The sequence below is a fragment of the Marinobacter sp. 3-2 genome (assembly GCF_003751355.1).
GTDB classification, from domain to species: domain Bacteria; phylum Pseudomonadota; class Gammaproteobacteria; order Pseudomonadales; family Oleiphilaceae; genus Marinobacter; species Marinobacter adhaerens.
The window spans coordinates 1,093,684-1,116,656 of record NZ_RJUQ01000011.1 but is presented as its reverse complement, the minus strand read 5'-3'; the positions used below and the strand labels follow the sequence as shown (position 1 = coordinate 1,116,656).

The window sequence follows — 22,973 nt, the reverse complement described above, 5'->3', positions numbered from 1 at the left end:
GTTAACTCCCCTGAACCACGCCGACATTGGCCCGTTTATCGAGCCACTTGATAAACAATTCAGACCCTGCCGTGAGGGCCAGGTAAACAAACGCTACCGGAATGAAAAAGTGGAACGGCATGCGCTCCGCCTTGGCAGCTTCCTCCGCCACACGAACCATGTCGGTCAGGCCGATAATGGAAACCAGGGCGGTGGTCTTCAGCAGAACCTGCCAGTTGTTGCCCAGACCGGGCAGGGCATGGCGCATCATTTGTGGCAGCATGATTCTGCGGAAGGTATGAAAACGGGTAAAGCCGTAGGCTCGGGCAGCCTCGATCTGGCCGGTTTCAACCGCCAGGAAAGCGCCGCGGAAGGTTTCGGTCATATAGGCGCCGAAAATCAGCCCGATCGTTACAACGCCGGAGATGAACGGGTCGAACTGAAAGAAAAAGTCGATTTCGTAAGCTTCCCAGATGTAATCCGAGAGCATGTTCACTGCCACCTGGCCGCCATAGTAAAACAGCAGCATCATGACCAGGTCTGGCACGCCACGAATCAACGTGGTGTAGGTAGTCGCGATACCTTTGGCAACCCGGCTTTGCGACAGTTTGGCAGACGCGCCAATCAGTCCCAGGGCAACCGAGAGGGCAAGAGACAGGAAGGCCAGTTCAATGGTGACTATTGCCCCATCCATCAGGGCCGGGCCATAGCCTTTCAGATCAAGCATGGGAATGTCCGGTAAGCAGGGGCGGCCCTGACGGGCCACCCCTCGGCAGATTTACATCTTGATGTCGTAAGCGAAGTACTTCTGCATGATGGTGTCGTAGGTACCATCTTCCTTCAGGGTGCGAAGGGCCGCATTCACTTCTTCTGCAAGGTCGGTGTCGCGCTGACGCATGGCAACACCCACGCCTTCGCCAAGCTTGACCGCTTCACCCACTTCCTTGAAGCCTTCCTTGGTGAGAACAGTCTGCTCGCCCACCGGATAGTCTACGAACACGACATCGAGGCGCTGGCCTTCAAGGTCCAGAACCATGTCGTCTGCAGTGGTGTAGCGTTTGATGGTGACAATGCCACCCATGTTTTCAGTCACGTAGGTGTCCATGGTGGTGCCGCGCTGAACGCCAACGGTCTTGCCTTCCATCGCACTCATGTCAGTGACGTCGGTGTTGAAGCTCTCAGGACCGAACCAGCCACCCGGGGTGTTGTAGTACGGCTCGGAGAACAGAACCCGCTCTGCGCGCTCCGGCGTGATGGACATGGAAGACATGATCAGATCGAATTTACGCGCCAGCAGGCCCGGAATCATTCCGTCCCACGCCTGGATCACGAATTCGCAGTTGGCGTTCATTTCTTCACACATGGCTTCGGCCAGTTCCACTTCGAAACCGGTCAGTTCGCCATTCTCGTCCTTGTACTCAAACGGCTCGTAAGGCACGTCGAACGCGATGCGGAGATCCCGCTCCTGGGCCTGTGCGCCACCAGCAATCAGGGCGAGGGCGCAGCTTGCTGCAAAAATCATTTTTTTCATGTGTCACTTCTCCAGTGGTTTGCCTTTTGGGCTTTATTTTTGATGGAAGTTTTTGGTTCCAACATTTTATTTCTTCACCGGTTCAAGATAGCACCGAGTGTCAGAAGTTGGGAGTCAGGAACTGCTTCATGCGTTCCGAATCCGGATGATCAAACACTTTCTCGGGGGTACCCTGTTCCTCGATCACGCCCTGATGCAAAAACAGGACCTGACTCGACACGTCCCTTGCAAATGCCATCTCGTGGGTAACCACGATCATGGTGCGGCCTTCCTCAGCCAGGCCTTGCATGACCTTCAACACTTCGCCTACCAGCTCCGGATCCAGTGCCGAAGTGGGTTCGTCAAACAGCATGACCTCCGGTTCCATGGCCAGTGCCCGCGCAATGGCCGCCCGTTGCTGCTGGCCGCCGGACATCTGGGCCGGGTAGTAGTCCTTGCGCTCGTAGATACCCACCTTGTTCAGGTAGGCTTCGGCGCGCTCGATGGCTTCCTTCTTTGGTACCTTCAGCACGTGAACCGGGGCTTCAATGATATTTTCCAGAACGGTCATGTGAGACCAGAGATTGAAGCTCTGGAAGACCATGGAAAGTTTCGCGCGAATCAGTTCAACCTGTTTGTTGTCGGCCGGAATACGTTCGCCCTTGCGGTTGGTTGTGAACCTTATTGGGTCGCCGTGCACGATAATGTCGCCGGAGGTGGGTGTTTCCAGCAGGTTGATGCAACGCAGGAAAGTACTCTTGCCGGAGCCGGAGCTGCCGATGAGGGAAACCACGTCGCCTTTGCGGGTCTCCAGTGAAATACCTTTGAGCACCTCAAGCTGGTCAAAGGTCTTATAAATGTCCCTGCAGATCAAAGGCGATTGGTCCGCCATGGGTGACTCCTGGGGCTGTAATTCAAAGGCGCATGTTTTACGGACTGTGGATGCGGAAATCAATCCCTTTAAGGGAGCGTTTTACCGAATTTCACCGCCGTTCGCTGCATGACATTGTGGTCGAATGATTGTTCAATGCAAGCTTTTTGCCATGCTCAGGTGCGTGCCCGGGAATATTCATTGGCCGCTTCCTGATTGACTGGTAGCCGGATGAGTGTGCCGCCATCCTTCTCCATGTCTCTCATGGCATCGCTTACAAAACGCACATGGGCCATCGCTACTTTCTGGGCATTCGCCGGCTTGCCGGCAATCACGGCCTCATACAGCTGCCGGTGCTGGCGGACGATTTTCTTGCGCATTTCTTCTCTTGGATTCAGGTTGGCAACCGAGGCCTGAACGGTCAACAACATCATGTTTTTCAGACTGTTGAGCACATGTACCAGTACCGGATTATGGGATGCCTCGACAATCGCAAGATGGAAACCATGGTCGAGCCGGGCGTTACGAAGCGGGTCGGTATCCTCAAGCGCCCGGAACGCCTTCGTGATGCGATGCCGGTCGAGCCGGGTCGCCCGCAGGGCAGCGAGATAGGCGGCCTGGCCTTCCAGTTGTTCGCGTACTTCCAGAAGGTCGAAAAGTGTGCGGGGATGTCCCTCGAAAAGATGCATCAGCGGACTCTGTTCTCCCAGCTCGCTCGCGCCGGGCACCATGCTGGCCACAAACGACCCCTTGCCGTGGCGGGTCTCAATAACGCCGCGGCCCTGAAGCTCATGCAGAGCTTCCCGGATCACCGCGCGGGAAACACCCAGCCGGGTCGCCAGTTGGCGTTCGGACGGTATCTTCTGCTCCGGAGCCAGCCCGCCGTCGAGAATAAGGCGTTCCAGCCGATATGAGATTTCCTGGGAGATTGCCATTTGGGGCCTGTTTATGCTCTCTGGTCTGACCAGTGAATGCTTCTGATTGTAGGTGTTTCCGTTCTCAGCTGATGTGCGTCCGAGCCCGTTAAATATGGCCGATTCAGAGTATTTCGTCCATTTTTAATACTTCAAAAACTGGTCAGACCAGTGCTCACCGAACTGGACTAAACCCGGATTGGCTACGAATATCATTCTAATGTCGGCCTGCGCCGGCGTTGCCATAGACGCTGATAAAAACAAAGCCAACGGAGACGTTTCGATGAATTCGAAGAATAACATCCGAAATAGCTGTGACACTGGCGAGACCCCACCTCGCAGAAGTTTCCTCAAGACAATCGCCATGGGCGCCACTTTGGCAGGCGCAATGCTCATGGGCGCAGGTCAGGCCCAAGCTGCTACCACGTGGAAAATCCAGTCGACCTGGGACGCGGGTACGGTGGGCTACACGCTCTTCGAGGAGTGGTGTAAGAGTATTGAGGCCAAGTCCGGCGGAGAGCTCAAGTTCCAGTGCTTCCCGGCCAAGGCGGTTGCTGCCGACAACAACGCGCTGTTTGACGCTGTTCGTAACGGCGTGCTGCAGGGTATGAACCCGTTCACCCTGTACTGGGCGGGCAAGATCCCTGCCTCTGTGTTCCTGTCTTCTTACCCAGCGGGTCCGGATCAGCCCCATCAGTGGGACACCATGTTCTACTCCATGGGTATGCTCGAGAAGACCCGCGAAATCTATAAGAAGTTCGGCCTGTTCTACGTTGGCCCGATCCAGCACGACGCCAACATCATCCATTCCAAGCAGCCGGTAAACAGTCTTGACGACCTGAAAGGTATGAAGATCCGTGTACCCGGAGGCATGGTTGCCGAGGTTTTCCAGCAGTTTGGCGTGTCCACGGTCAGTCTGCCGGGCTCGGATATTTTCCCGGCTCTCGAGAAAGGCACCATTGACGCGGCGGACTTTGTAGGTCCTGCGGTCAACTACGAGCTGGGCTTCTCCCAGGTTACTGACTACATCATCTTTGGACCTCCCGGCGTGATGTCTATCTACCAGCCGGTGGACCTGATGGATCTGACCGTCAGTCTGCGTGCCTGGAACTCTATCTCGCCTGAGCTTCAGCAGCTGGTTGAGGACGAGGTTCGGATCTACTCCCAGAAGCACTACCTGGCCATCCAGGCGCGCAACATCGAGGCGATGGAGAAGTTCAAGGCGGATGGCGACACGGTTACCCGCCTGAGCCAGGAAGATCTGGAAACCTGGCGTAAAGCTGCGATCCCCATCTGGTTCAACTGGGCCAACAAGAATGATGACGCGCGCGCCATCCTGGATATCCAGCTGAAGTACATGATGAACGACACGGTTGGCTACATAACCGAAGAAGACATCAAGGGCTTCTAAGTTCCAAAGCTCAAATAAAAAACGACACACGAGGAAGGCAGGGTTAGCCGACTAAGGATTAGCCCTCCCTTCCTCGCTCTTTGATCTGGGTGGTAACAACATGTCTGATCTGAGTTCCTTTGGCTTTGTTTTGCCGCACTGGTTCTACTGGGGCTGGCTTGCGGTAATGCCATTGCTCATGATGGCTTGGGATAAGTGGAGCAGTAAGCACGGCGGAGATGACGCCGAGCCAGAGAAAACAGTTTCCGAGCTGCAGTCTGAAGAAGACGATCCTCTTGCTCACTTTGAGTACGAGGGTAACTGGTTTACGAAAATCGTTGACTGGATGTGCGAAAAGTCAGGCCTTTTCGTGGCGTTCTGGACAATCAACGCCGTGCTTTTCTATTTCTTTGAAGTGGTGATGCGATACATCTTCAACATGCCAACGATCTGGGTGCATGAGGCCAGCTTCCTGATATTCGGCATGCAGTACATCCTTGCCGGTGCCTTTGCGCTGTTGCACGGAGCGCACGTTCGGGTAGATGTCGTCTACAACTTCCTGCCGGTTCGCGGGCGTGTGGGCATGGATATTTTTACCTCCATGTTCTTCTTCATATTTGCAGCCGTTCTGGCTACCACATCCTGGACCTTCTTCCAGGACTCCATAATGATGCAAGAGACCACTGTCGAGACCTGGGGTATCCAGTATTACCCCGTGAAAGGCGTGATGTTTGTGGGCGCAATCCTGTTGCTGCTCGCCGGCTTCTCGAAGCTGCTTAAAGACATCGTACTGTTCATCCGTCTCGGTCAGGAGCGCACATCATGAGTACAACAACTGCAGCGCCCAGCAGCGGCATGGCCGGGAAACTGGGTACATGGTTAATGATCATCGCCACCGTGGGTCTGGCGTTTGTCATCTGTGTTGAACTGATCAACATTCTCTTTTACGACCCATGGAGTGATGAGAAATTCCTTTTCAAACTGTCAGGTAGCCTGTCCGGTGTCGAAATCGGGCCGCTGACCTACCTGATGTTCGGCTCGTTGGCCGTGGCCTTGATGATGGGGCTTCCGCTGGCATTCGTGACCGGTGGTCTTGGTGTCATGTTCATCTACCTGGTGGGCGACGCCATGATGTTGAACATTGTCCCTGGCCGGATCTTCCCGCTGATGGCGAACCCGGACATTGCTGCCATACCTCTGTTCATCTTCATGGCGTCGATGCTTGAGCGTGCCGGCCTGATCGAAGAGATGTTCAGCGTGGTTTACAAGTGGATGGGTGGGATCAGTGGCGGTCTTGCAGCTGCGACCATTGTCGCCTCTACGATCCTTGCCGCAATGGTCGGTGTAATCGGCGCCGCCGTTGTTACCATGGGCATCATCGCACTGCCGGCCATGTTGAAGCGGCATTACGATCACAAGATTGCCATCGGCTCCATCATGGCGGGTGGAACCCTGGGGATCCTCATTCCGCCTTCGATTCTGGCTATCCTGTATGCCGTTGTGGCGCAGCAGTCCGTGGGCGAGCTCTATCTGGGCTCTCTGTTGCCCGGTCTGATGCTCTCCGGCCTTTACCTGACCTATGTTCTGGTACGCAGCTGGCTGAATCCGAAACTCGGTCCGCCGATTCCGGTGGAAGACCGGATCAGTCTGAAAGAAAAGCTCAGGCTTCTGGGCAACCTGATTGCACCCCTTGCGCTGGTGGGTCTGGTTCTTGGCCTGCTTTTCGGTGGTATTGCCACACCGGTTGAAGCCGCGGGTATCGGCTCTTTCGGTGCCATTATCGTTGCGATGATGCACAAGAAGTTCTCGATCGCCGGCCTTCGCGAAGCCTCCGTGACCACGGCCAAGGCGTCTGCCATGGTTCTGTGGATCATGTTCGGTGCATCGGTATTCGTCGGCTTCTACATCCTGCAGGGCGGTCAGCAATTCGTAACGGATGCCATTCTGGGTACTGGCATGTCGGCTTACGGCATCCTGTTCCTGCTGATGGTCCTGCTGGTTGTACTGGGTATGTTCCTTGACTGGGTTGGTATCCTGCTGCTGGCAGTGCCCATCTTCATTCCGATCGTGAAAGCGCTGGAGTTTCCTGGCCTGTTCGGCTTCCCGCCGGTTGCAGGTGACGATGTGGTGCTCTGGTTCGGTGTGCTTTATCTGGTGAACATGCAGATGTCATTCCTGAGTCCGCCATTTGGTTACGCACTGTTCTACATCCGCGGCGTTTGTCCTCCGGAAATCTCCATGGGTACCATCTTCAAGTCTTCCCTGGTGTTCCTGGCGATTCAGGCGTTCGGACTGTTCATGTGTGTCCTGATCCCCGGCATCGTAACCTGGTTGCCAGGGCTGGTTTACGGTTAATCAAATCAAGGAGTAAAGCTTTATGTTGACGATCAAACGACTGGACCTTGCCGAGGCGCTCATCCTCATTGAGGGTGCCGCGGAAAAGGCCCGCGAAATCGGTGTGCCTATGTGCATCGCTGTGGTGGACGAGTCCGGCAATCTGGTGGCCTTCGAGCGCATGGATGGCGGCAAGATCACCAGCGTGACCATTGCCCAGGACAAGGCCTTCACGGCGGCTGCGGCCAAGAAAGCCACCCATGACTACAACAAGGTGAACGTGCCCGGCAGTCTCGCTTTCGGTATCCACACCGAAGTTGGCGGGCGCATCAGCTCTGTTGGCGGTGGTCTGCCAGTGATCGTCGACGGCGAAGTGGTGGGTGGTATCGGAATCAGTTCCGGTACCCCCCAGCAGGATATGGACTGTGCCCAGGCCGGTCTTGACCACTTTGAAACAAAACGCGGTTGATGACTGTCACACTGACGTAATTCGAACCCAGAGAGTGCTATGACTACCAAGCCGAAAGTCAGCAAAGCCGAGCTGGCGGAGCAGTTCCGGGCGTTTATCGACCCGGACTACGTCATCACCGATGACGAAACCATGAAGCCCTACGAATGCGACGGCATGTCGATGTATTGCGAAATGCCGTTGCTGGTGGTGCTGCCGGAAACCGTTGAACAGGTGCAGCGGGTGATGCGCATCTGTAACGAGAACGCGGTACCTGTGGTGGCCCGTGGAGCTGGAACGGGACTCAGTGCCGGTGCCATGCCCAACAAGGAGGGCGTGGTGCTGTCGCTGGCCAAGTTCAATCGCATCGTGGAGATTGATCCGCTGGCCCGAACGGCAAGACTGCAGCCTGGGGTGCGTAACCTCGCCATCAGCGAAGAAGCGGCCCAGTACGGTCTGTATTACGGGCCAGATCCTTCCTCGCAGATCGCCTGCACCATTGGCGGTAACGTGGCCGAGAACTCGGGCGGCGTGCATTGCCTCAAGTACGGTCTGACCGTTCACAACATCCTGAGCGTGGAAATGGTCACCGCCGAGGGTGATGTCGTGACCGTGGGCAGTGATGGTCTGGACGGCTGTGGGATGGACCTGCTTGCGCTGATGACCGGCTCTGAGGGGCTGCTGGGTGTGGTGACGGAAGTCAAAGTGAAGCTGTTGCCGAAACCCGAAGTAGCCCAGGTTGTCATGGCCGGGTTTGATGACGTTCAGAAAGGCGGTGATGCAGTGGGCGGGATTATCTCCCACGGCATTATCCCTGGTGGCCTTGAAATGATGGATGGCCACGCCATCATCGCAGCGGATGACTTCGCCCAGGCCGGCTACCCGCGGGACGCCAAGGCGTTGTTGCTCTGTGAAGTGGACGGCACCGAGGAGGAAGTTCACGAGCATATTGCCGAAGCCGAAGAAGTCTTTCGCAAGCTGGGTGCCACTTCGGTTCGGACCTCTCAGAGCGAGGAAGAGCGAGCCCTGCTGTGGAAAGGCCGTAAGTCTGCGTTCCCGGCCGTGGGCCGGATTTCACCGGACTACTACTGCATGGACGGTACCATTCCCCGTCGTGAGATCGCCTATGTTCTGACGGAAATGGAGAAGATGTCCGAGGAGTTTGGTCTGCGCGTCGCCAACGTGTTCCATGCCGGCGATGGCAACCTGCACCCGCTGATCCTGTTTGATGCGAATGTGCCCGGCGAATTCGAGCGCACGGAGGCCTTCGGTTCACGCATCCTGGAAATGTGTGTGGAGGTAGGTGGCTGCATTACCGGTGAACACGGCGTTGGCGTTGAAAAGATTCGCCAGATGGCGGTGCAGTTCAACGATGAGGAGCTCCAGCAGTTCCACGACGTAAAGGCCGCGTTTGATCCCGCCGGTATCCTGAATCCGGGCAAGGGCGTACCAGCCCTGCGGTTCTGTCAGGAATATCGCTCCCTTGAGCACAAACAACACACGCATGAACATACGGAAGCCGCCCATGGCTGATATTTCCCAACAACTGAAGGAGCAGGTGCTCCAGGCCCGGGACAGCGGGCATAAGCTCAATATTGTCGGCGGTGGTACCAAGGCCTTCATGGGCCGGGAAGCCGACACCGATGCCGGAACCCTCAACGTGGGCGAGCATACCGGTATCGTTGACTATCATCCGGTGGAGCTGGTTTTGACCGTCCGTGCCGGCACGCCGTTGAGCGAAATCGAGGCGACTCTGGCTGAAGAAGGCCAGTGCCTGCATTTTGAACCACCCCATTTTGGTGCTGCCTCTACCATCGGCGGCACCCTGGCCTGTAATCTTTCCGGTCCGGGACGCCCCTGGGCCGGCTCGGTGCGTGACCAGGTGCTGGGTATCCGGCTGCTCAATGGCAAGGGCGAACATCTTCGCTTTGGTGGTCAGGTCATGAAAAACGTGGCCGGCTATGACGTATCACGTCTTCAGGCCGGTGCCCTGGGAACCCTGGGCGTAATCACTGAAATCAGCATGAAAGTGATGCCGAAACCGGCCGCTTCCCTGACGCTGGTTCAGGAGATGGGCATGGACGAGGTGGTTCACTATATGAATAGCCGGGCAGCCGAGCCCAAGCCCATCACTGCCGCCTGCTGGGTTGACGGCAAGGTTTACCTGCGTCTGGCCGGTGCGAAATCCGGTGTGGAAGCCACCGCTGAAAAGTGGTCCGGCGAAGTGATGGAAGAGGGCGACCACTTCTGGCGACAGGTGCAGGATATGCACCACGAATTTTTTGCCGGTAACGACGTGCCTTTGTGGCGCTTCTCCGTTGGTTCGACAGCTGCCATACCGAAACTGGAAGGTAACTGGTTTATCGACTGGGCTGGTTCCCAGCGCTGGTTCCGTGGCGCCGGTGAGCTGAAAGATCTGGAGCCTGCGGCCCGTGCTGCCGGTGGCCAGGTCAGCCTGTTCCGTGGTGGCGATCGCACCGGTGAGGTGATGCACCACCAGCCGGAGGCCCTGAAGGGCATCCAGCGCCGCATCAAGAATGCCTTTGATCCGGACAATATCTTCAATCCCGGACGTTTATACAGCTGGTTGTAATTATGCAGACGAATCTGGTTCAACAATTTGCTAACACCAAGGAAGGCCAGGAAGCCGAGTCGATCCTGCGGGCCTGTGTGCATTGTGGCTTTTGCACCGCTACCTGCCCGACCTATCAGGAGCTGAACGACGAGCGTGACGGTCCTCGTGGCCGGATCTACCTGATGAAGATGTTCCTGGAAGGGGCGGAAGTTACCGAGAAAACCCGCGAGCACCTGGACCGCTGCCTGACTTGCCGCAGCTGTGAGACCACCTGTCCGTCCGGCGTCCAGTACGGCCGCCTGGTGGACATCAGCCGTGGCCTGATGGAAAAGGAGATGCCCAGGGAGCCGAAAGACAAGTGGCTGCGCTGGGCCCTGGCGCGGGTCATTCCCAATCGTCAGTTGTTCGGTGTTCTGCTTCGCCTGGGGCAGGTTTTCCGCCCGGTATTACCGGAAAAACTGCGCACCAAGGTGCCGCCCAGAAAGCAGGCCAGCCCGTGGCCTGCAGCCAGCCACAGCCGTATTGTGCTGGCACTGGCCGGTTGCGTGCAGCCTTCGGCCACTCCGAATACCAATGCAGCCGCCGCCCGGGTTCTGGACCGGCTCGGCATTACCATGGTGGAAGCACCCGAGGCTGGCTGCTGTGGTGCCGTGAATTATCACCTTTCCGAGCACGAGAAAGGCCTGGAAAGAATGCGCCAGAACATTGATGCCTGGTGGCCCGCCATCGAGGCGGGTGCTGAAGCAATCATCATGACGGCTTCCGGTTGCGGGGCGATGGTTCAGGATTACGGTCATCTGTTGAAGGAGGATCCGGTCTATGCCGCCAAGGCCCAGAAGGTGAGCGAGCTGTGCACCGATCTCGGCGCCTTTTTGCTGAAACAGGATCTGGAAAAGCTCAAGGTCCGGCAGGACCCGGGCAAGGTGGCATTCCATTGTCCCTGCACCCTGCAGCACGCAATGAAGCAGAACGGTGTGGTGGAGCAGGTGCTGACACGGGCGGGTGTTAACCTGGCTGCGACCAAGGATAAGCACCTTTGCTGTGGGTCTGCTGGCACCTATTCGGTGACCCAGCCGGAGATGAGCCAGAAGCTGCTTGGTAACAAACTGAAGGCTTTGACCGTCGACAATCCGGGCCGCATCGTGACCGCCAATATCGGTTGCCAGATGCACCTGGAAACCAAGTCGCCGGTGCCGGTGCAGCACTGGATCGAGCTTCTCGACCAGTAGAACCGAAATCGGGGCCGGATGAGGTGTTCATCTGGCCCCGAGCCTGTCTGCCCCCAAGTTAGTGGCTTTTTTCGCTATACTGCCCCACCAAATTACCAAACCACAGGGAGTGGAACCGTATGCCAAGGATGATGGCTGGGCTCGTTTTGTCTTTATTTCTCACTTCAGCAGTCAGTGCCGAGGTCTACACCTGGATAGACAGCCGGGGCGTAGCGCACTTTTCCGATTACCCGCCGGGAGAAATTCCCCATAAGCAGCTTGACGTGCAGGCGCCTGTCACGGTGCCGATGTCCGAGAATCTCGGGCAAGGCAAACGCGTGTCAGGAATCCGCAAAGAGGTTGAAGGCCTGCTTGCGTCCGGTCGCCCGACGGGCTCCGGAGCAACGGCAAAAGAAAAGGCCGATGCCGAGCTGGAGAAGACCTGCGCAACCTATAGAAGCAAACTGGAGCGGATCCAGTCCAAACTGCGGGCGGGCTATAGCAACGACCGGGGGAACAGTCTCCGGCAGCAGCGCAGGACGCTCAGCCAAAAGCTGAGCCGCGAGTGCATCCTGCGCTGATTCAGGCTGATATCAGGCGCGTTTGAAGCTGGCCAGGGCCACAGCCGCCGTGACGAACAGCCCGCCAAACACCCGGTTCATTTGCTGCTGGCGCCGGGCTGTGGTCATAAACCGGAACAGCTGGCTTGCCAGCAGGGCGTAGCCGAGCATTACCAGGCAGTCCACCAGAATCAGTGTGATGCCCATGGTGAGCAACTGCGGGCCATGGGGTGCGCCTGCTACCAGAAACTGTGGAAACAGGGCCACCAGAAAGACCGTGGCCTTGGGGTTGGTGAGGTTCACGAACACGGCATTCCAGAACCGCTTGTACCCGCTAACGGGCTGACGGTCATCGTCCATGGATTCCATCACAGGCTCTCGCCATTTGGAAATGCCCAGCCAGATCAGGTAGGCAACACCCAGCCATTTGATAACCGACAGGGCGATGTTGGAGGACGCGATGATGGCGCCGAGGCCGGCACCCACCAGCAGAATCTGGATGCCAAAACCAAGCTGCAGCCCCATGATTGCCGGCAGCGATCGGCGAACGCCGTAACGCATACCATTACTCATGGTATTGATCGCCCCCGCACCCGGGGACACACTGATCAGAACGGCTGCAACAAGGAAGGTCAGCCAGGCTGCAAGTGACATGATTTACGCTCCCGAAAAAGCCAACAGATACACGGTATAAGCCACGAAGGCAAGTAGCAGGGCGCTCCCTTCAAACCGGTTGATACGTCCGGGCCCGCGGAAGCCATAGCACATGGCAAACAGAACCAGGGTGAGGGCAGCCATTACCGGGAAGTCACGGGTGAGCACTTCTGGCGCCACCGGCATGGGGGCAATCAGTCCTGCAATCCCCACGACGGCAAGGGTGTTAAACAGGTTGGAACCCAGAATGTTGCCCAGGGCCAGATCATGCTCTCCTTTGCGGGCGGCAATGATGGATGAGGCAAGTTCCGGAAGTGATGTACCAACGGCCACGATGGTCAGGCCGATAACCAGATCGCTGATGCCAAAGGTGGTCGCCAGATCAACCGCACCCCACACCAGTATGCGGGAGCTGATAATCAACAGCAGCAGTCCGACCAACAGCCATAAAATGGCTTTGCGCACCGGCATTGCGTTCACTTCTTCGGTCATCTCTGTAGCGAGAGCATCGTCTGGTTGCCGAAGGCCCTGGTAGATGCTCCAGCCAATCAGTACAACGAAAGCCAGCATCAGACCGATGGCATCCATCCGGCTCAGATCCCCGTCCCACAGTTGCCAGCCGGCAAAGGCGGTGACCAGAATGAGAATGGGCAGCTCCTTTCGCATGACCTGGGAGTGAACGGCGATGGGTGCCAGCAGCGCCGTGATGCCCAGAATCAACGCAATGTTGGTGATATTCGAGCCATAGGCGTTGCCCAGAGCCAGACCGGGATTACCTTGCGAGGCCGCCAGTGCAGACACCGCCATCTCTGGCGCAGACGTGCCAAAACCCACCACAACCATACCAATAAGCAGCGGGGGCATTCCGAAATGGCTGGCGGTGGTGGCCGAGCCTTCCACAAATTTGTCCGCACTCCACACCAACAAAATCAGACCCGCGATGATCGCCCCAATGGCCATCAGCATTTCAATCACTCCTTGTCGTCAATTGCCGTCTCGGCAGCGCAAGAATCAATGGTGCCACAGGTTCCGGCAATAGGTATAAATGCGCTTCGATCATAAAACCGATACCGCTGTAATTGATTTCAATCAACCCTCGTATGGCCGCAGCAATGTTAGGTTGGTTAAACATTGATCAGGAAAGGAGTTGATGACATGGCAAATGGAAATCAAAGCATCGTAGTCGCGTGTGACGGTTCGGAGCATTCATCGCACGCCGCCAAAATGGCAGCGGAGTTTGCCAAAGCGACGAACCAGCCACTCAAACTGCGTGCCGTCTTCCCTGGCACCAAGCTCGAGAGACTGATCGTAAGTGGCATACCGCAGAGTGACATTGACGAACAAGCCAGCGAATACGGACGCAAGGCATTTGATGCCGCGAAGCAGGCGGTAAGCGGGATTGTTGAGCCGGCGGAAGAAGTTCTGCTTAAAGGGGACCCCGCCAAGGAAATCGTCGAGTATCTCGATGAAAATCCCGGTTCCCACATGTTTTTGGGGCGCCGCGGAGACTCGACGTTGAGAAGCCTCACTCTTGGCAGTGTGAGCGAGAAGGTCGTCAGGCATGCCCATCGTCCAGTGACGGTAGTTAGTGAGTAACCGGCAAAGCTCGATAGACTCTTCAAAGCCCGCATGAAGCGGGCTTTTTCATTTCTGAACCTCAATGCCCTCCATGTTTCGCCACAATTCATGCGAAAAACAACCGAGATAGCTCTGTGCCAGAGACTTTATGCTGATCGGGTAAATTCAACGAAACGAGGTGGCTATGAAGACTGCAGAGTTGATTGAGAAGTGGCTTGATAAGTGCGACCTGGCGAGACTGGCCCAGGAGCGCTACAAAGAAGATCCGAGCCCCACCAATTATTCGGAACTAAAAAGGGCCATGTGTGAACGACGGCTGATGGAAGAGCGTATTGATCCCAGGCCTACTCTCCGGACAACTAAAAGCCCTTATAGACTGTGTCCCGGCGGCCGACAGTTACGACTGTGACAACCACTTTTCCATCGTCTACCTGATACACCAGGCGAAAGCCTTGCGATCTGAGTTTGATCTTGTAGAAGTCCGAAGATCCCTTTAGCTGGTGTTTTTGGAATCCTGGGATTCTCCAGGCGTCGCTCCAGGATATTCAGGAACTCCGCCTGAACCGTAGGGTTAAGCTTGTTCCACTCCTTGAGCGCTTTTTTCTTGAATTGCAGCTCGTAGCTCATCGATGCTCACCGGTACTGATTCGTCGTCCATGCGTTTCCGTGCCTCCTGTAGAAGCCGGTAATCCTCTAGCTGCTCTTGCATTGCTTCGAAGGTCTCAACTGGCACCATATAAGCTCTGGGCTTGTTATGGCTCAAAATTACGACGGGTTCGCCGTTGGCCTGGTTGAGCACTTCGTTCGGATTGGCTTTCAGCTCTGAAATAGTGGCTGCAAGCCTCGCAAAAAGGCTTTTCATGTCTTTTCGTCCAAGTCGTTGCGTTGATGTCATACCGTTAGCTCTGTGCAAATGCCGTTTGTTGGTGCGGTTCTCAGAGCTTTTTCTTCTTAATTTCCTAAAAAGTTTAACCTAAAAAAAGGTCTAAAAAAAGGTCGTTTAGGTTGGTTCGCATTTTAGCGGCCCTCAAGGATTTTGCTTTGTCTCTTCTTGATTGGTCTTGCATTCTTGTGTCTCCGCCAGCCAGGCCGAAGTGCGATGCTCACGGTTAATAAGCACCGGTGGTTAGTTTGAATATTGACCAGGGTTGCGGTGATGGGGGGGCATCTGAGAACGCATAGGCTCCTCTTGTAGGATATTAGGCAGTTTAACCTCTTTTCACGACATCTACTTCGTACATCGGCCTTTGTTCTGCTAAAGTCTCGGTAATTCACATCGATACAGGTGTCTGTAAAAATGAGCAACGATTATCCTGATGACCTTTTAGAGGCAGAAAATCTGCAAGAGAGTGAAGAGGACTTTAGTGAAACTCCTCCATCAGACATTGTTGCTTTCAATGAGTTGAGGTCCTGCGCTGACTTATTGAGGATGTATGAGAAAAGTCAGTTAATCATACAGCCTGACTTCCAGAGAGATGTCGTATGGAAGAGACCTGCTCAAACTCGCTTTATCGATTCGTTGGTTAAACAATTGCCGATACCGAGTATGTGTTTGAGCCTTGATTACAAGACCGGTGAGCGGTTGATGATTGACGGGCTACAAAGAATATCCAGTATCATAAATTTCATGACCGACGATGACTGGCGTCTCTCTAACCTGGAAGATATAGATTCTAGGATTTCTGGAAGAACACCCGGCTATATAAGAAAGCATTACTACGATGTGTATAGTCGAGTTGAAAATCTTACCATCCCGGTAACTGTTTTAAGGTGTGATTATAGTAAAAAGTCACACATGCATTACTTGTTTACTATATTTCATAGACTCAATACAGGCGGTAATAAGTTAAGTAATCAAGAAATCAGAAACTGCATCTTCCACGGTCGTTTCAATGAAATGCTTAAGAGGGTTGTAAATCAATCAAGCTTCCGGTCTCTGTTTTCCCTAGAAGATGGTGAAAGCTATCGCTTTTCTTACGAAGAGCTGGTTTTAAGGATCGTGGCCTTTTCAGAAAAATATGAGGAATACCGGGGACGCTTGGCAAAGTTTCTTAACGATTTTATGGACTCTAAAAAGAACATCTCAGAAGATGAGCTTTCTTATCTTGAGTCGGCGCTAAATAAATCTGTCGATTTGGTCTACAACAAGATCATGGACGGTCGACCCCTTCCGAAGCTAAGCAAGGCTACAACAGAATCTATATTCGTAGGTATTCTTATAAATATTGATTCTCTCGTTGATCTTGACAGAGCTTCGCTTCAGGCACGGATGGCAGATTTGAGGTCTGATGATTTGTTTTCCGTTGAGAATTTGAAGGAGGGGCTATCCGCCAAAGAAAAAGTTCAGGCACGCATCGGTAGGGCGGTTGAGATTTTTTCTGAATGATCTACAAAAAGAATATCACTCGCATCATTTGTGGACTGGAGTCAAAATATAACCAGTCCATGGCGAGCGCTGATCCGGACGGTCCTATTCTTTATTCCAAGCTCGCAGTTTTGGAGTGCTGCGGTTGGATCGAAGAATCTATGGATTTGATTGCTGTTCGCCCACTGAAGGGAAAACTGAAAACAACTACCTTCGAGGATATGAAAAGAGGAGCGGTCGAACAGAATCACGGATTTGCCTATAAGCAGAATTTTCGTCCCATGTTTCAGAAGTGTGTAGGCTTATTCGTTACTGAATGCTTGGAGAGAAAGCTTGCTTCCAATGGTGACCTTACAACCCTGGAAGATACGCTTGCTTCTCTAAAGAAGGAGCGGGATAAGGCTGCTCATACGTGGACTAATGGGCCGCTCTCCTATCCTGCTCCAAGTGTTACGCTTACTTATGTCGATAGAGTATTCCCAATTTTAAGAAAGATGTATTCTTTTTCTGCAAACGTAAAAATATAGCTAAAGGTCCTTGCCTGCCCAGACGACTTTTCCAATTACCTCAAGTGTCTCTAGGTCAGAGCTAGAGATCTCTTGCGGTGGATATTCCTTGTTGTCACTCAACAACTGCACTCCGTCATTCCAGAGCGTCTGAATCCGCTTTACTAGTACATAGGCTCGGTTCCGTATTACGTAGAAACGGCCGTCCCGCACCTCACAGGCCTGTGGAAGTACACCCTGCAGAGCAAGCGCTACGAGGTCAAAACGGGAATGGGAACACCCCATCTGGACCAAGCTTAGAGACGACATCGGATTCGGCTACTCAGCTCTCGATCTGCTGTACAGACGCGCAAAAAAGGAACCCGTTTGCGGCAACGAAAAGAACGTCTCCCTGGCCTTTGGCAATCTCCTGTCCATTTATGCACGCAACCGTTTTAACCCGAGACAGGCCTGGGACTGCCTCAAGAAATCCTGACTGTGGGAGGACCTGTGCGCCTATTACCGACGACGGGAAATCTATGAAAACGAGCTGTTTCAGCTCGTCCAGGATGGACTGATAAAACGACGACTGCTGACCAAGGTGGCCGCATGATCAGGAAACTACCGTCGGGACGATGGCAGGTTGATATCCGCCAGGATGGACGCGGTTCCAAACGCATCAGAAAAAGCTTTGACAGCAAGGCAGAAGCGAAACGGTACGAGCAACACCTGTTGCTTCGAAAGTCCGAGGACCAGGTCTGGAATCCTTCAAAGGATCGCCGGCGTCTGAAGGATCTCATTCAGAAGTGGTACGACGCCCATGGCCACACCCTGAAGGATGGAGAGAAACGAAAGCGCAAACTGGATGCCATGGCCGATCGGCTACGAAATCCCATAGCAACGTCTTTCAAGGTATCCGATTTCGCCACCTATCGCCGTCTCAGGATGGAAAACGATGGGGTAGGGGAGAACACCTTAAATCACGAACACACGTACCTGAGTGCCGTCTTTAACGAGCTGATCCGGCAGGGCGAGTGGACACACGAAAATCCGTTGAAGAAGCTGCGGAAGTTCAAACTGGATGAACAAGAGCTGGCGTTTCTTTCTCAGGAACAAATTACCCGTCTCCTGGAGGAGTGCAAGGCATCATCGAATCCGAATCTCTACCACGTTACCCGACTGGCCCTGGCCACTGGCGCCAGGTGGTCCGAAGCGGAAGGCGTAACCAGGTCGAATTTCACGCCCAACCGAGTCACATACAACTTCACCAAGTCCAGCAAGTCCAGGAGCGTTCCGATTTCAAAGAAACTCTATGAGGAGTTGTTAGAAGAAGTGCCGTTCGTCAGCTGCAGCGCTGCGTTTCGGAAGGCTATCGAAAGGGCCGGAATCGATTTACCGAGGGGGCAGCTCACCCACATCTGCCGTCATACTTTCGCTAGTCACTTCATCATGAAAGGTGGAGATATTCTTACGCTACAGAAAATACTAGGGCATTCAGATATTAAGCTCACGATGAGGTATGCTCATCTTTCGCCGGGTCACCTTGAGTTGGCCGCTCGTTTCAACCCTTTAGAGAAAGGAATCTAGATGTTCACACATCGATTTTTCACTCAAACGTTTTTCTGGATTTGCTTTTTGTTCGTCGTCGGCGCGATGATTTTTTCTGTGTACCAGCTTGTCGGTACCGTGGAGGGAGCTGGTTCACCAGACCAGAAACAAAAGCTTGCTCTTACGATTTTGATTCCCTTGGGCATAGCGTTCTTTGGTTTTGCCCACTCTGCCTTAATGCCCATCATGAACCGAGGACTGGTCGGAGACCTTGAGATATCGGATTTGGCTGTAGAAGAGGCCGAGCTCTTTAGGAATGCTTTTTCTTCGTACATTCAGTCGACCCAGAGTAGGGAGGAGATGCTTTCCTCTTTGCAAATCCATTTGAAGAGAGCTGAGGACTTACACAACCGAATTTGGGTGAAGATTAGAAGAGATAGAGCTCTTTCCCATTGGAGGAATGCAGCGCTCAGGCTTTCCACGGAGATCTCTGATGCCAACGTCCCCTCGGAGTGTTTAAACCGAAAGATTCAGGCGCTGATCGAGAAATTGCCCGCCAAGGGATGTTTCGCAGAACTCGTTCAAGCGTCGCTTCAAAGTTATTTAGAGTCCGTGGACACTATTGGGACACCTGAAACAACAAAGCCCGCACAAGGCGGGCTAAGTCATTGAATCTGATGGTGCCCGGAGGCGGAATCGAACCACCGACACGGGGATTTTCAATCCCCTGCTCTACCAACTGAGCTATCCGGGCATGTTGCGCTACTGCTGTGCAACGGGGCGCTATTAAACCGGTTTCGATGTTTTGAGTCAAGGCTGAGCCGGAAAAATTTCTGAATCTTTTCAGGCATGCTCAGGCTTTGATCAATCCGGGGTTATTGTTCCGGTGGAACGTAGCCTTCGGCCTTGTCGAACGGTTCGTTGTTGAAGAAATGTTCCATCTGCGCCTGCAGGTACTTGCGGGTGTTCGGGTCCATCAGGCTCAGGTGTTTCTCGTTGATCAGCATGGTCTGCTGGGCCTGCCATTCTTCCCAGGCCTGCTTCGAAATATTCTCGAAAATGTCCTGGCCTTTGGCGCCGGGCATGGGCGGGAAGTCCAGGCCTTCCAGTTCTTTCTGGTATTTGCGGCAGAAAACAGTACGGCTCATGGTGGCTCCTGTTGGCAAATGTTGCTGGCGGTGATGATAACAGATCGTTGCGGCTGAGGGGGCCAGCGCACTGGATCAAAGCAGAGCAGCTTGCTCCGGTTCGGTAAGCAGCGACCGGATTGGAGCAGGCAGGCCGAGGTTCAGGGCTTCATGGCGGTGTAGCCATTTCAGATGATCCTTGTCTGCAACGGTGTTGGCGCCGCCGGTGACGTTCAGCCGGGCGGGCTGTATGTGCAGGTGGTAATGGGAAAAGGTATGTCGAAAGCCGCTGATAAGCTCCGGTTCTGCGCAATCCAGCCCCAGGCTCTGTTCGCAGGCTTCCTGAAGCTCATCGGCTCCGTAGGCCGGGTCCAGTTCCGGCAGGCTCCAGAGGCCGCCCCAGATGCCGCTGGGTGGGCGACGCTCAAGCAGAATTCGCCCCTCGCCGTCCTCAAGAATCACCATCCAGGTGGATTTCTCCGGCTTGGCCTTTTTCGGTTTGGAGCCGGGGTAGAGTGAGGTTTCACCCTGGGCGTAGGCTCTGCAGCCCTCTTGCAGCGGGCAGCTCTCGCAGGCCGGGCGGCTGCGAGTACACACCATGGCGCCGAGATCCATAATGCCCTGGGTGTAGTCGCGCACCCGCTGTTTCGGCGTGTGCTCTTCGGCCCGTTGCCACAGCTGGTTAAGCACGGCTGTCTGGCCGGGCCAGCCGGGTATGGCATGGTAGCGCGCCAGCACCCGTTTCACGTTTCCATCCAGTATGGCGGCGCGAATGCCGAAGGCCTGGGCCAATATGGCGGCGGCTGTGGAGCGGCCAATGCCGGTCAGGGATTCAAGCTCCTCCTGGGTTTGCGGGAACTCACCATCGAACTCACGCACCACCGTCTGGGCGGCTTTCTGCAGGTTGCGGGCCCTGGCGTAGTAACCAAGACCGGACCAGTGGCTGAGCACATCATCCACCGGCGCTTCGGCCAGGGCATGAACGTCCGGGAAGCGTTCCATGAACGCCTCGAAGTAGGGGATAACCGTGGTTACCTGTGTCTGCTGCAGCATGATTTCGGAAACCCACACACGGTAGGCGTTCCGGTTGTGATGCCACGGCAGGTCATGCCGGCCGTGGCAGTCGTACCATTGGAGCAGTTTGTTGGCGAAGCTGTCCGGCATCAGTTGAACAGTCCTTTGAGTTTGTCGCCGATCTGTTCCTGCACCTTTTCTTTAACCTTCTCTTCCGCCTTGGCTTTTGCCTTGTCCACTTCCTCACGGGCTTTCGCCTTGGCGGCATTTTCGGCGATGGTCTTCAGGGTGTCCCGGAAGCGGGAGCCGTCAAAGGAGCAAAGTCCTGCCGGGTCCTCGGCGAAGTTGCCACGGCACTCCACGGGAATAACCGCGTTTTCTACATATTCGGTAACGCGGCATGCGTTGTCCCGGTGGATCTCACCAACGACTCTTAGCCCAACCTCATAATCCAGTTCGCTCTGGGCCAGATCCACCGTGCCATTGCCCTCGAGGCGGATGCCGGCCAGCGCCGCCACGAGATCGGTGTTGTTGAGGGTGTTGCCGTTGATTTCCAGGGTGCCGCGCATGTCGTTGAACGGCGTGGTAGTGCCCCAGTCGGTGGTCGTCAGCTCATCCTGGTTGACCAGAGCGATGCCCTGGCAGGCCATGCGTGTGAGGTTCATTCGGCGGAACTCGCCCTCTGCGAGGTTGAAGCTGATCTGTCCGTCAGCATTGCTGCGCAGTGCCGAGATCCGGTTGCCAGAGGTGTTGGCGTTCACTTTGAGATTTGCCCCGCCGGCGAGCATATCCACTTCTGCCAGATCGGTGAGCAAAGGCAGGGTCTGTACATTGGTTACGTCTGAGCCAACGGTCCATTTCGGATTGTCGCTGCGGGCGTCGATGGTCACGTTGGCACCAAAGCTGCCCTCGTAAAGTTTGCCGCTGAACTCATCAACCTTGAGCAGGCCGTTTTTCGCGGTGGTGCTGGCTTTGATTTCGTTGATAGTCAGGTTGCTGACGATCAGCTGGCCGAGTCCCAGATCAATATCCAGCAGCAGGCTGCGAATGGTCTCCAGGGGCAGAAGGTCGCCTTCGGGTCCGGCTGCAGCGGTTTCCAGGGATGCGGGTGCTTCCTCCGCCTCTCCTTCCGCTTTCGGTGGCAGGTATCGGTCGGCATTCAACTGGTCGCCCTGGAGCTGGAAGACAACGCCTGTGTCGGCAAGGTTGTAACTGCCGGAACCAGTGAAGGTGGTGTCATCCAGTTTGATGGTCAGGTCGGTGAGCTCCACCTTGCCGGCCGGACCGCCAATACCGGTGGAGAAGGCGATGGCTTCAAGTACGTCCGGATCGCTGGTTTCCACCGGGGGCTGGCCGAGGTTGTTCAGAAGATCCTTCAGCGAGAACTCGGCGATGGAGATCTCGCCGCTCAGGGTTGGCTTGTCGCCGAATCCGGTAACGTCAAGATCGGTCGACAGGTTCAGGTTGGCCAGGCTGGCGGTAAAGCCGCTCAGGTTAGCGGTCTCGTTTTCCAGGTTCGCCCTGGCAGAGCCCGCCAGTTCAGCCGTGACCTCTTTGCCACCGAACGGCTCTCCGGTCATGTCGAACACGGCATTCAGACCGGATACGGCGAACTCGTTGAGAGCCTCGTTGGCGGCGAGGCGGGCGCTGATATTGCCATCCACTTCAAACGTGGGCTGGGTGGTGGCTACCCGGAACCCGATTTCCAGCGGGAACTCGGAGCCCAGAGTAATGTTGCTGGCGTTGACGGTGAAATTCTCCAGCGTGACCGACTGGCCGGTGCTCTTGTCGGTGTAGTGCACCTGGGCATTGCTGATCTGAACGTTTTCAACGTTGAAGTTCAGAGGCTCGCCGCCGGCGCCCTCGCTCTCTTGTGCCTGTTCATCCTGGGTTCCGGCCGTTTCCTCGGTTGCCGCTCCCGCCGCCTTCTCGGGCATGATGCGGGTCCAGTTGCCGTTGCCCTGTTCGTCCACTTCGAGTCGGGCGTCCAGCCCGTCCAGTACGAAGGTATTCACCCTCGGGGACATGGCAATCAGTGACCAGAAATCAATCTGGGCCACCAGTTGCTCAAGGGCAACAAAGCGGTCACCTTCCAGGGTGGCCTCTACGGAATTCAGCTCAAGGCCAAGTGGGATAAAAGACCAGCCGATGTCGCCTTCAAGGACCAGATCCAGGTTCGTGGCATCCTCAACGGCCTGTTCAATCTGCGGTTTGTAATCGTTGGGGTTGATCACGGCCATGGCGATGGCAACGGCAGCCACGGCAAGAACGATCAGTGCAACGATGGCAATCAGCACATAACGGACGGCTTTCATGATTCAGGCTTCCTTCCTATTTTTAGGAGCTTGCAGTATTCGCTGTGAATACCGACGCTAATGATCCAAAGGATAACGCAGGGTTAACAAATTAACAG

General features: G+C 55.1%; 24 protein-coding genes, 1 tRNA gene and 1 pseudogene. 13 read left to right on the top strand and 13 right to left on the bottom strand.

All coding sequences use genetic code 11. From position 1 onward, the window contains the following. Position 1: 1 nt before the first annotated feature. From EDB94_RS07090 to EDB94_RS07075, 4 genes are all read right to left on the bottom strand, one after another. Positions 2-706: an ABC transporter permease gene (locus EDB94_RS07090; protein WP_041645587.1), complete on the bottom strand. Its 705-nt coding sequence runs from the start codon at positions 704-706 to the stop codon at positions 2-4. A gap of 51 nt (positions 707-757) precedes the next feature. Then, entirely contained in the window at positions 758-1,510 is a 753-nt protein-coding gene (locus EDB94_RS07085; protein ID WP_014578262.1) for a transporter substrate-binding domain-containing protein, read from the bottom strand. A gap of 100 nt (positions 1,511-1,610) precedes the next feature. After that, positions 1,611-2,381 (bottom strand): ABC transporter ATP-binding protein, encoded by a 771-nt coding sequence (locus EDB94_RS07080; protein ID WP_014578261.1) that lies wholly within the window; start codon positions 2,379-2,381, stop codon positions 1,611-1,613. A 155-nt stretch (positions 2,382-2,536) separates the two neighbouring features. Then, entirely contained in the window at positions 2,537-3,295 is a 759-nt protein-coding gene (locus EDB94_RS07075) for an FCD domain-containing protein (RefSeq protein ID WP_108017885.1), read from the bottom strand. Positions 3,296-3,638: 343 nt separating this feature from the next. Here EDB94_RS07075 and dctP point away from each other — a divergent pair, with 343 nt between their 5' ends. From dctP to EDB94_RS07035, 8 genes are all read left to right on the top strand, one after another. Then, positions 3,639-4,685, top strand: coding sequence for a TRAP transporter substrate-binding protein DctP (dctP, locus tag EDB94_RS07070; RefSeq protein ID WP_041645585.1), 1,047 nt, complete (start codon positions 3,639-3,641; stop codon positions 4,683-4,685). Positions 4,686-4,785: 100 nt separating this feature from the next. Then, positions 4,786-5,490, top strand: a complete 705-nt coding sequence (locus EDB94_RS07065) for a TRAP transporter small permease subunit (RefSeq protein ID WP_014578259.1) — start codon at positions 4,786-4,788, stop codon at positions 5,488-5,490. Then, entirely contained in the window at positions 5,487-7,019 is a 1,533-nt protein-coding gene (locus EDB94_RS07060; protein ID WP_108017884.1) for a TRAP transporter large permease subunit, read from the top strand. Before EDB94_RS07065 ends, EDB94_RS07060 begins: the two co-directional genes overlap by 4 nt. Before the next feature lie 22 nt (positions 7,020-7,041). Next, complete coding sequence (locus EDB94_RS07055; RefSeq protein WP_108017883.1) at positions 7,042-7,467, top strand: heme-binding protein; 426 nt, start codon at positions 7,042-7,044, stop codon at positions 7,465-7,467. Between the two features lie 39 nt (positions 7,468-7,506). Continuing rightward, complete coding sequence (locus EDB94_RS07050; protein ID WP_108017882.1) at positions 7,507-8,979, top strand: FAD-linked oxidase C-terminal domain-containing protein; 1,473 nt, start codon at positions 7,507-7,509, stop codon at positions 8,977-8,979. Continuing rightward, positions 8,972-10,039 (top strand): glycolate oxidase subunit GlcE, encoded by a 1,068-nt coding sequence (gene glcE, locus EDB94_RS07045; RefSeq protein ID WP_108017881.1) that lies wholly within the window; start codon positions 8,972-8,974, stop codon positions 10,037-10,039. The genes EDB94_RS07050 and glcE overlap by 8 nt, the downstream gene beginning before the upstream one ends. Positions 10,040-10,041: 2 nt before the next feature. After that, positions 10,042-11,250, top strand: a complete 1,209-nt coding sequence (gene glcF, locus EDB94_RS07040; protein ID WP_108017880.1) for a glycolate oxidase subunit GlcF — start codon at positions 10,042-10,044, stop codon at positions 11,248-11,250. Between the two features lie 119 nt (positions 11,251-11,369). Next, the gene (locus EDB94_RS07035; protein WP_008169290.1) at positions 11,370-11,810 is read left to right on the top strand and encodes a DUF4124 domain-containing protein; all 441 of its coding nucleotides are present in this window, start codon (positions 11,370-11,372) and stop codon (positions 11,808-11,810) included. Positions 11,811-11,822: 12 nt separating this feature from the next. Here EDB94_RS07035 and rhtB read toward each other — a convergent pair whose 3' ends face one another. Then, complete coding sequence (gene rhtB, locus EDB94_RS07030; RefSeq protein ID WP_108017879.1) at positions 11,823-12,443, bottom strand: homoserine/homoserine lactone efflux protein; 621 nt, start codon at positions 12,441-12,443, stop codon at positions 11,823-11,825. A gap of 3 nt (positions 12,444-12,446) precedes the next feature. Beyond that, positions 12,447-13,409, bottom strand: a complete 963-nt coding sequence (locus EDB94_RS07025) for a calcium/sodium antiporter (RefSeq protein WP_108017878.1) — start codon at positions 13,407-13,409, stop codon at positions 12,447-12,449. 189 nt (positions 13,410-13,598) lie between these two features. Here EDB94_RS07025 and EDB94_RS07020 point away from each other — a divergent pair, with 189 nt between their 5' ends. Further along, positions 13,599-14,039 carry a universal stress protein gene (locus EDB94_RS07020; protein ID WP_108017877.1) on the top strand — a complete coding sequence of 147 codons (441 nt, stop codon included), beginning with the start codon at positions 13,599-13,601 and terminating at the stop codon, positions 14,037-14,039. A gap of 341 nt (positions 14,040-14,380) precedes the next feature. Here EDB94_RS07020 and EDB94_RS07015 read toward each other — a convergent pair. Further along, positions 14,381-14,648, bottom strand: a pseudogene (locus tag EDB94_RS07015) (type II toxin-antitoxin system RelE/ParE family toxin). Continuing rightward, positions 14,593-14,916 (bottom strand): type II toxin-antitoxin system Phd/YefM family antitoxin, encoded by a 324-nt coding sequence (locus EDB94_RS07010; protein ID WP_260312526.1) that lies wholly within the window; start codon positions 14,914-14,916, stop codon positions 14,593-14,595. The pseudogene EDB94_RS07015 and the gene EDB94_RS07010 overlap by 56 nt, the downstream one beginning before the upstream one ends. Before the next feature lie 402 nt (positions 14,917-15,318). Between EDB94_RS07010 and EDB94_RS07005 the strand changes: the two genes are divergently transcribed. Both EDB94_RS07005 and EDB94_RS07000 read left to right on the top strand, forming a co-directional pair. Next, positions 15,319-16,407: a DUF262 domain-containing protein gene (locus EDB94_RS07005; protein ID WP_108017876.1), complete on the top strand. Its 1,089-nt coding sequence runs from the start codon at positions 15,319-15,321 to the stop codon at positions 16,405-16,407. Then, positions 16,404-16,913 carry a hypothetical protein gene (locus EDB94_RS07000; protein WP_108017875.1) on the top strand — a complete coding sequence of 170 codons (510 nt, stop codon included), beginning with the start codon at positions 16,404-16,406 and terminating at the stop codon, positions 16,911-16,913. The genes EDB94_RS07005 and EDB94_RS07000 overlap by 4 nt, the downstream gene beginning before the upstream one ends. On the opposite strand, the gene EDB94_RS06995 is transcribed toward EDB94_RS07000, so the two are convergent. Next, positions 16,914-17,177: a S24 family peptidase gene (locus EDB94_RS06995; RefSeq protein WP_260312535.1), complete on the bottom strand. Its 264-nt coding sequence runs from the start codon at positions 17,175-17,177 to the stop codon at positions 16,914-16,916. A gap of 303 nt (positions 17,178-17,480) precedes the next feature. On the opposite strand from EDB94_RS06995, the gene EDB94_RS06985 reads away from it, so the two are divergent. Together EDB94_RS06985 and EDB94_RS06980 are read left to right on the top strand one after the other, a co-directional pair. After that, entirely contained in the window at positions 17,481-18,458 is a 978-nt protein-coding gene (locus EDB94_RS06985; protein ID WP_108017874.1) for a tyrosine-type recombinase/integrase, read from the top strand. After that, positions 18,459-19,091 carry a hypothetical protein gene (locus EDB94_RS06980; protein ID WP_108017873.1) on the top strand — a complete coding sequence of 211 codons (633 nt, stop codon included), beginning with the start codon at positions 18,459-18,461 and terminating at the stop codon, positions 19,089-19,091. Positions 19,092-19,097: 6 nt separating this feature from the next. Here EDB94_RS06980 and EDB94_RS06975 read toward each other — a convergent pair. From EDB94_RS06975 to EDB94_RS06960, 4 genes are all read right to left on the bottom strand, one after another. Further along, positions 19,098-19,173: transfer RNA gene (locus EDB94_RS06975), tRNA-Phe, on the bottom strand. Positions 19,174-19,294: 121 nt separating this feature from the next. Next, positions 19,295-19,567, bottom strand: coding sequence for an oxidative damage protection protein (locus tag EDB94_RS06970; protein WP_008169302.1), 273 nt, complete (start codon positions 19,565-19,567; stop codon positions 19,295-19,297). Between the two features lie 75 nt (positions 19,568-19,642). Beyond that, on the bottom strand, positions 19,643-20,710 hold the full coding sequence (gene mutY / locus EDB94_RS06965) for an A/G-specific adenine glycosylase (RefSeq protein ID WP_108017872.1): 1,068 nt from the start codon (positions 20,708-20,710) through the stop codon (positions 19,643-19,645). After that, entirely contained in the window at positions 20,710-22,875 is a 2,166-nt protein-coding gene (locus EDB94_RS06960; protein WP_108017871.1) for an AsmA family protein, read from the bottom strand. The genes mutY and EDB94_RS06960 overlap by 1 nt, the downstream gene beginning before the upstream one ends. Positions 22,876-22,973: the final 98 nt, after the last annotated feature.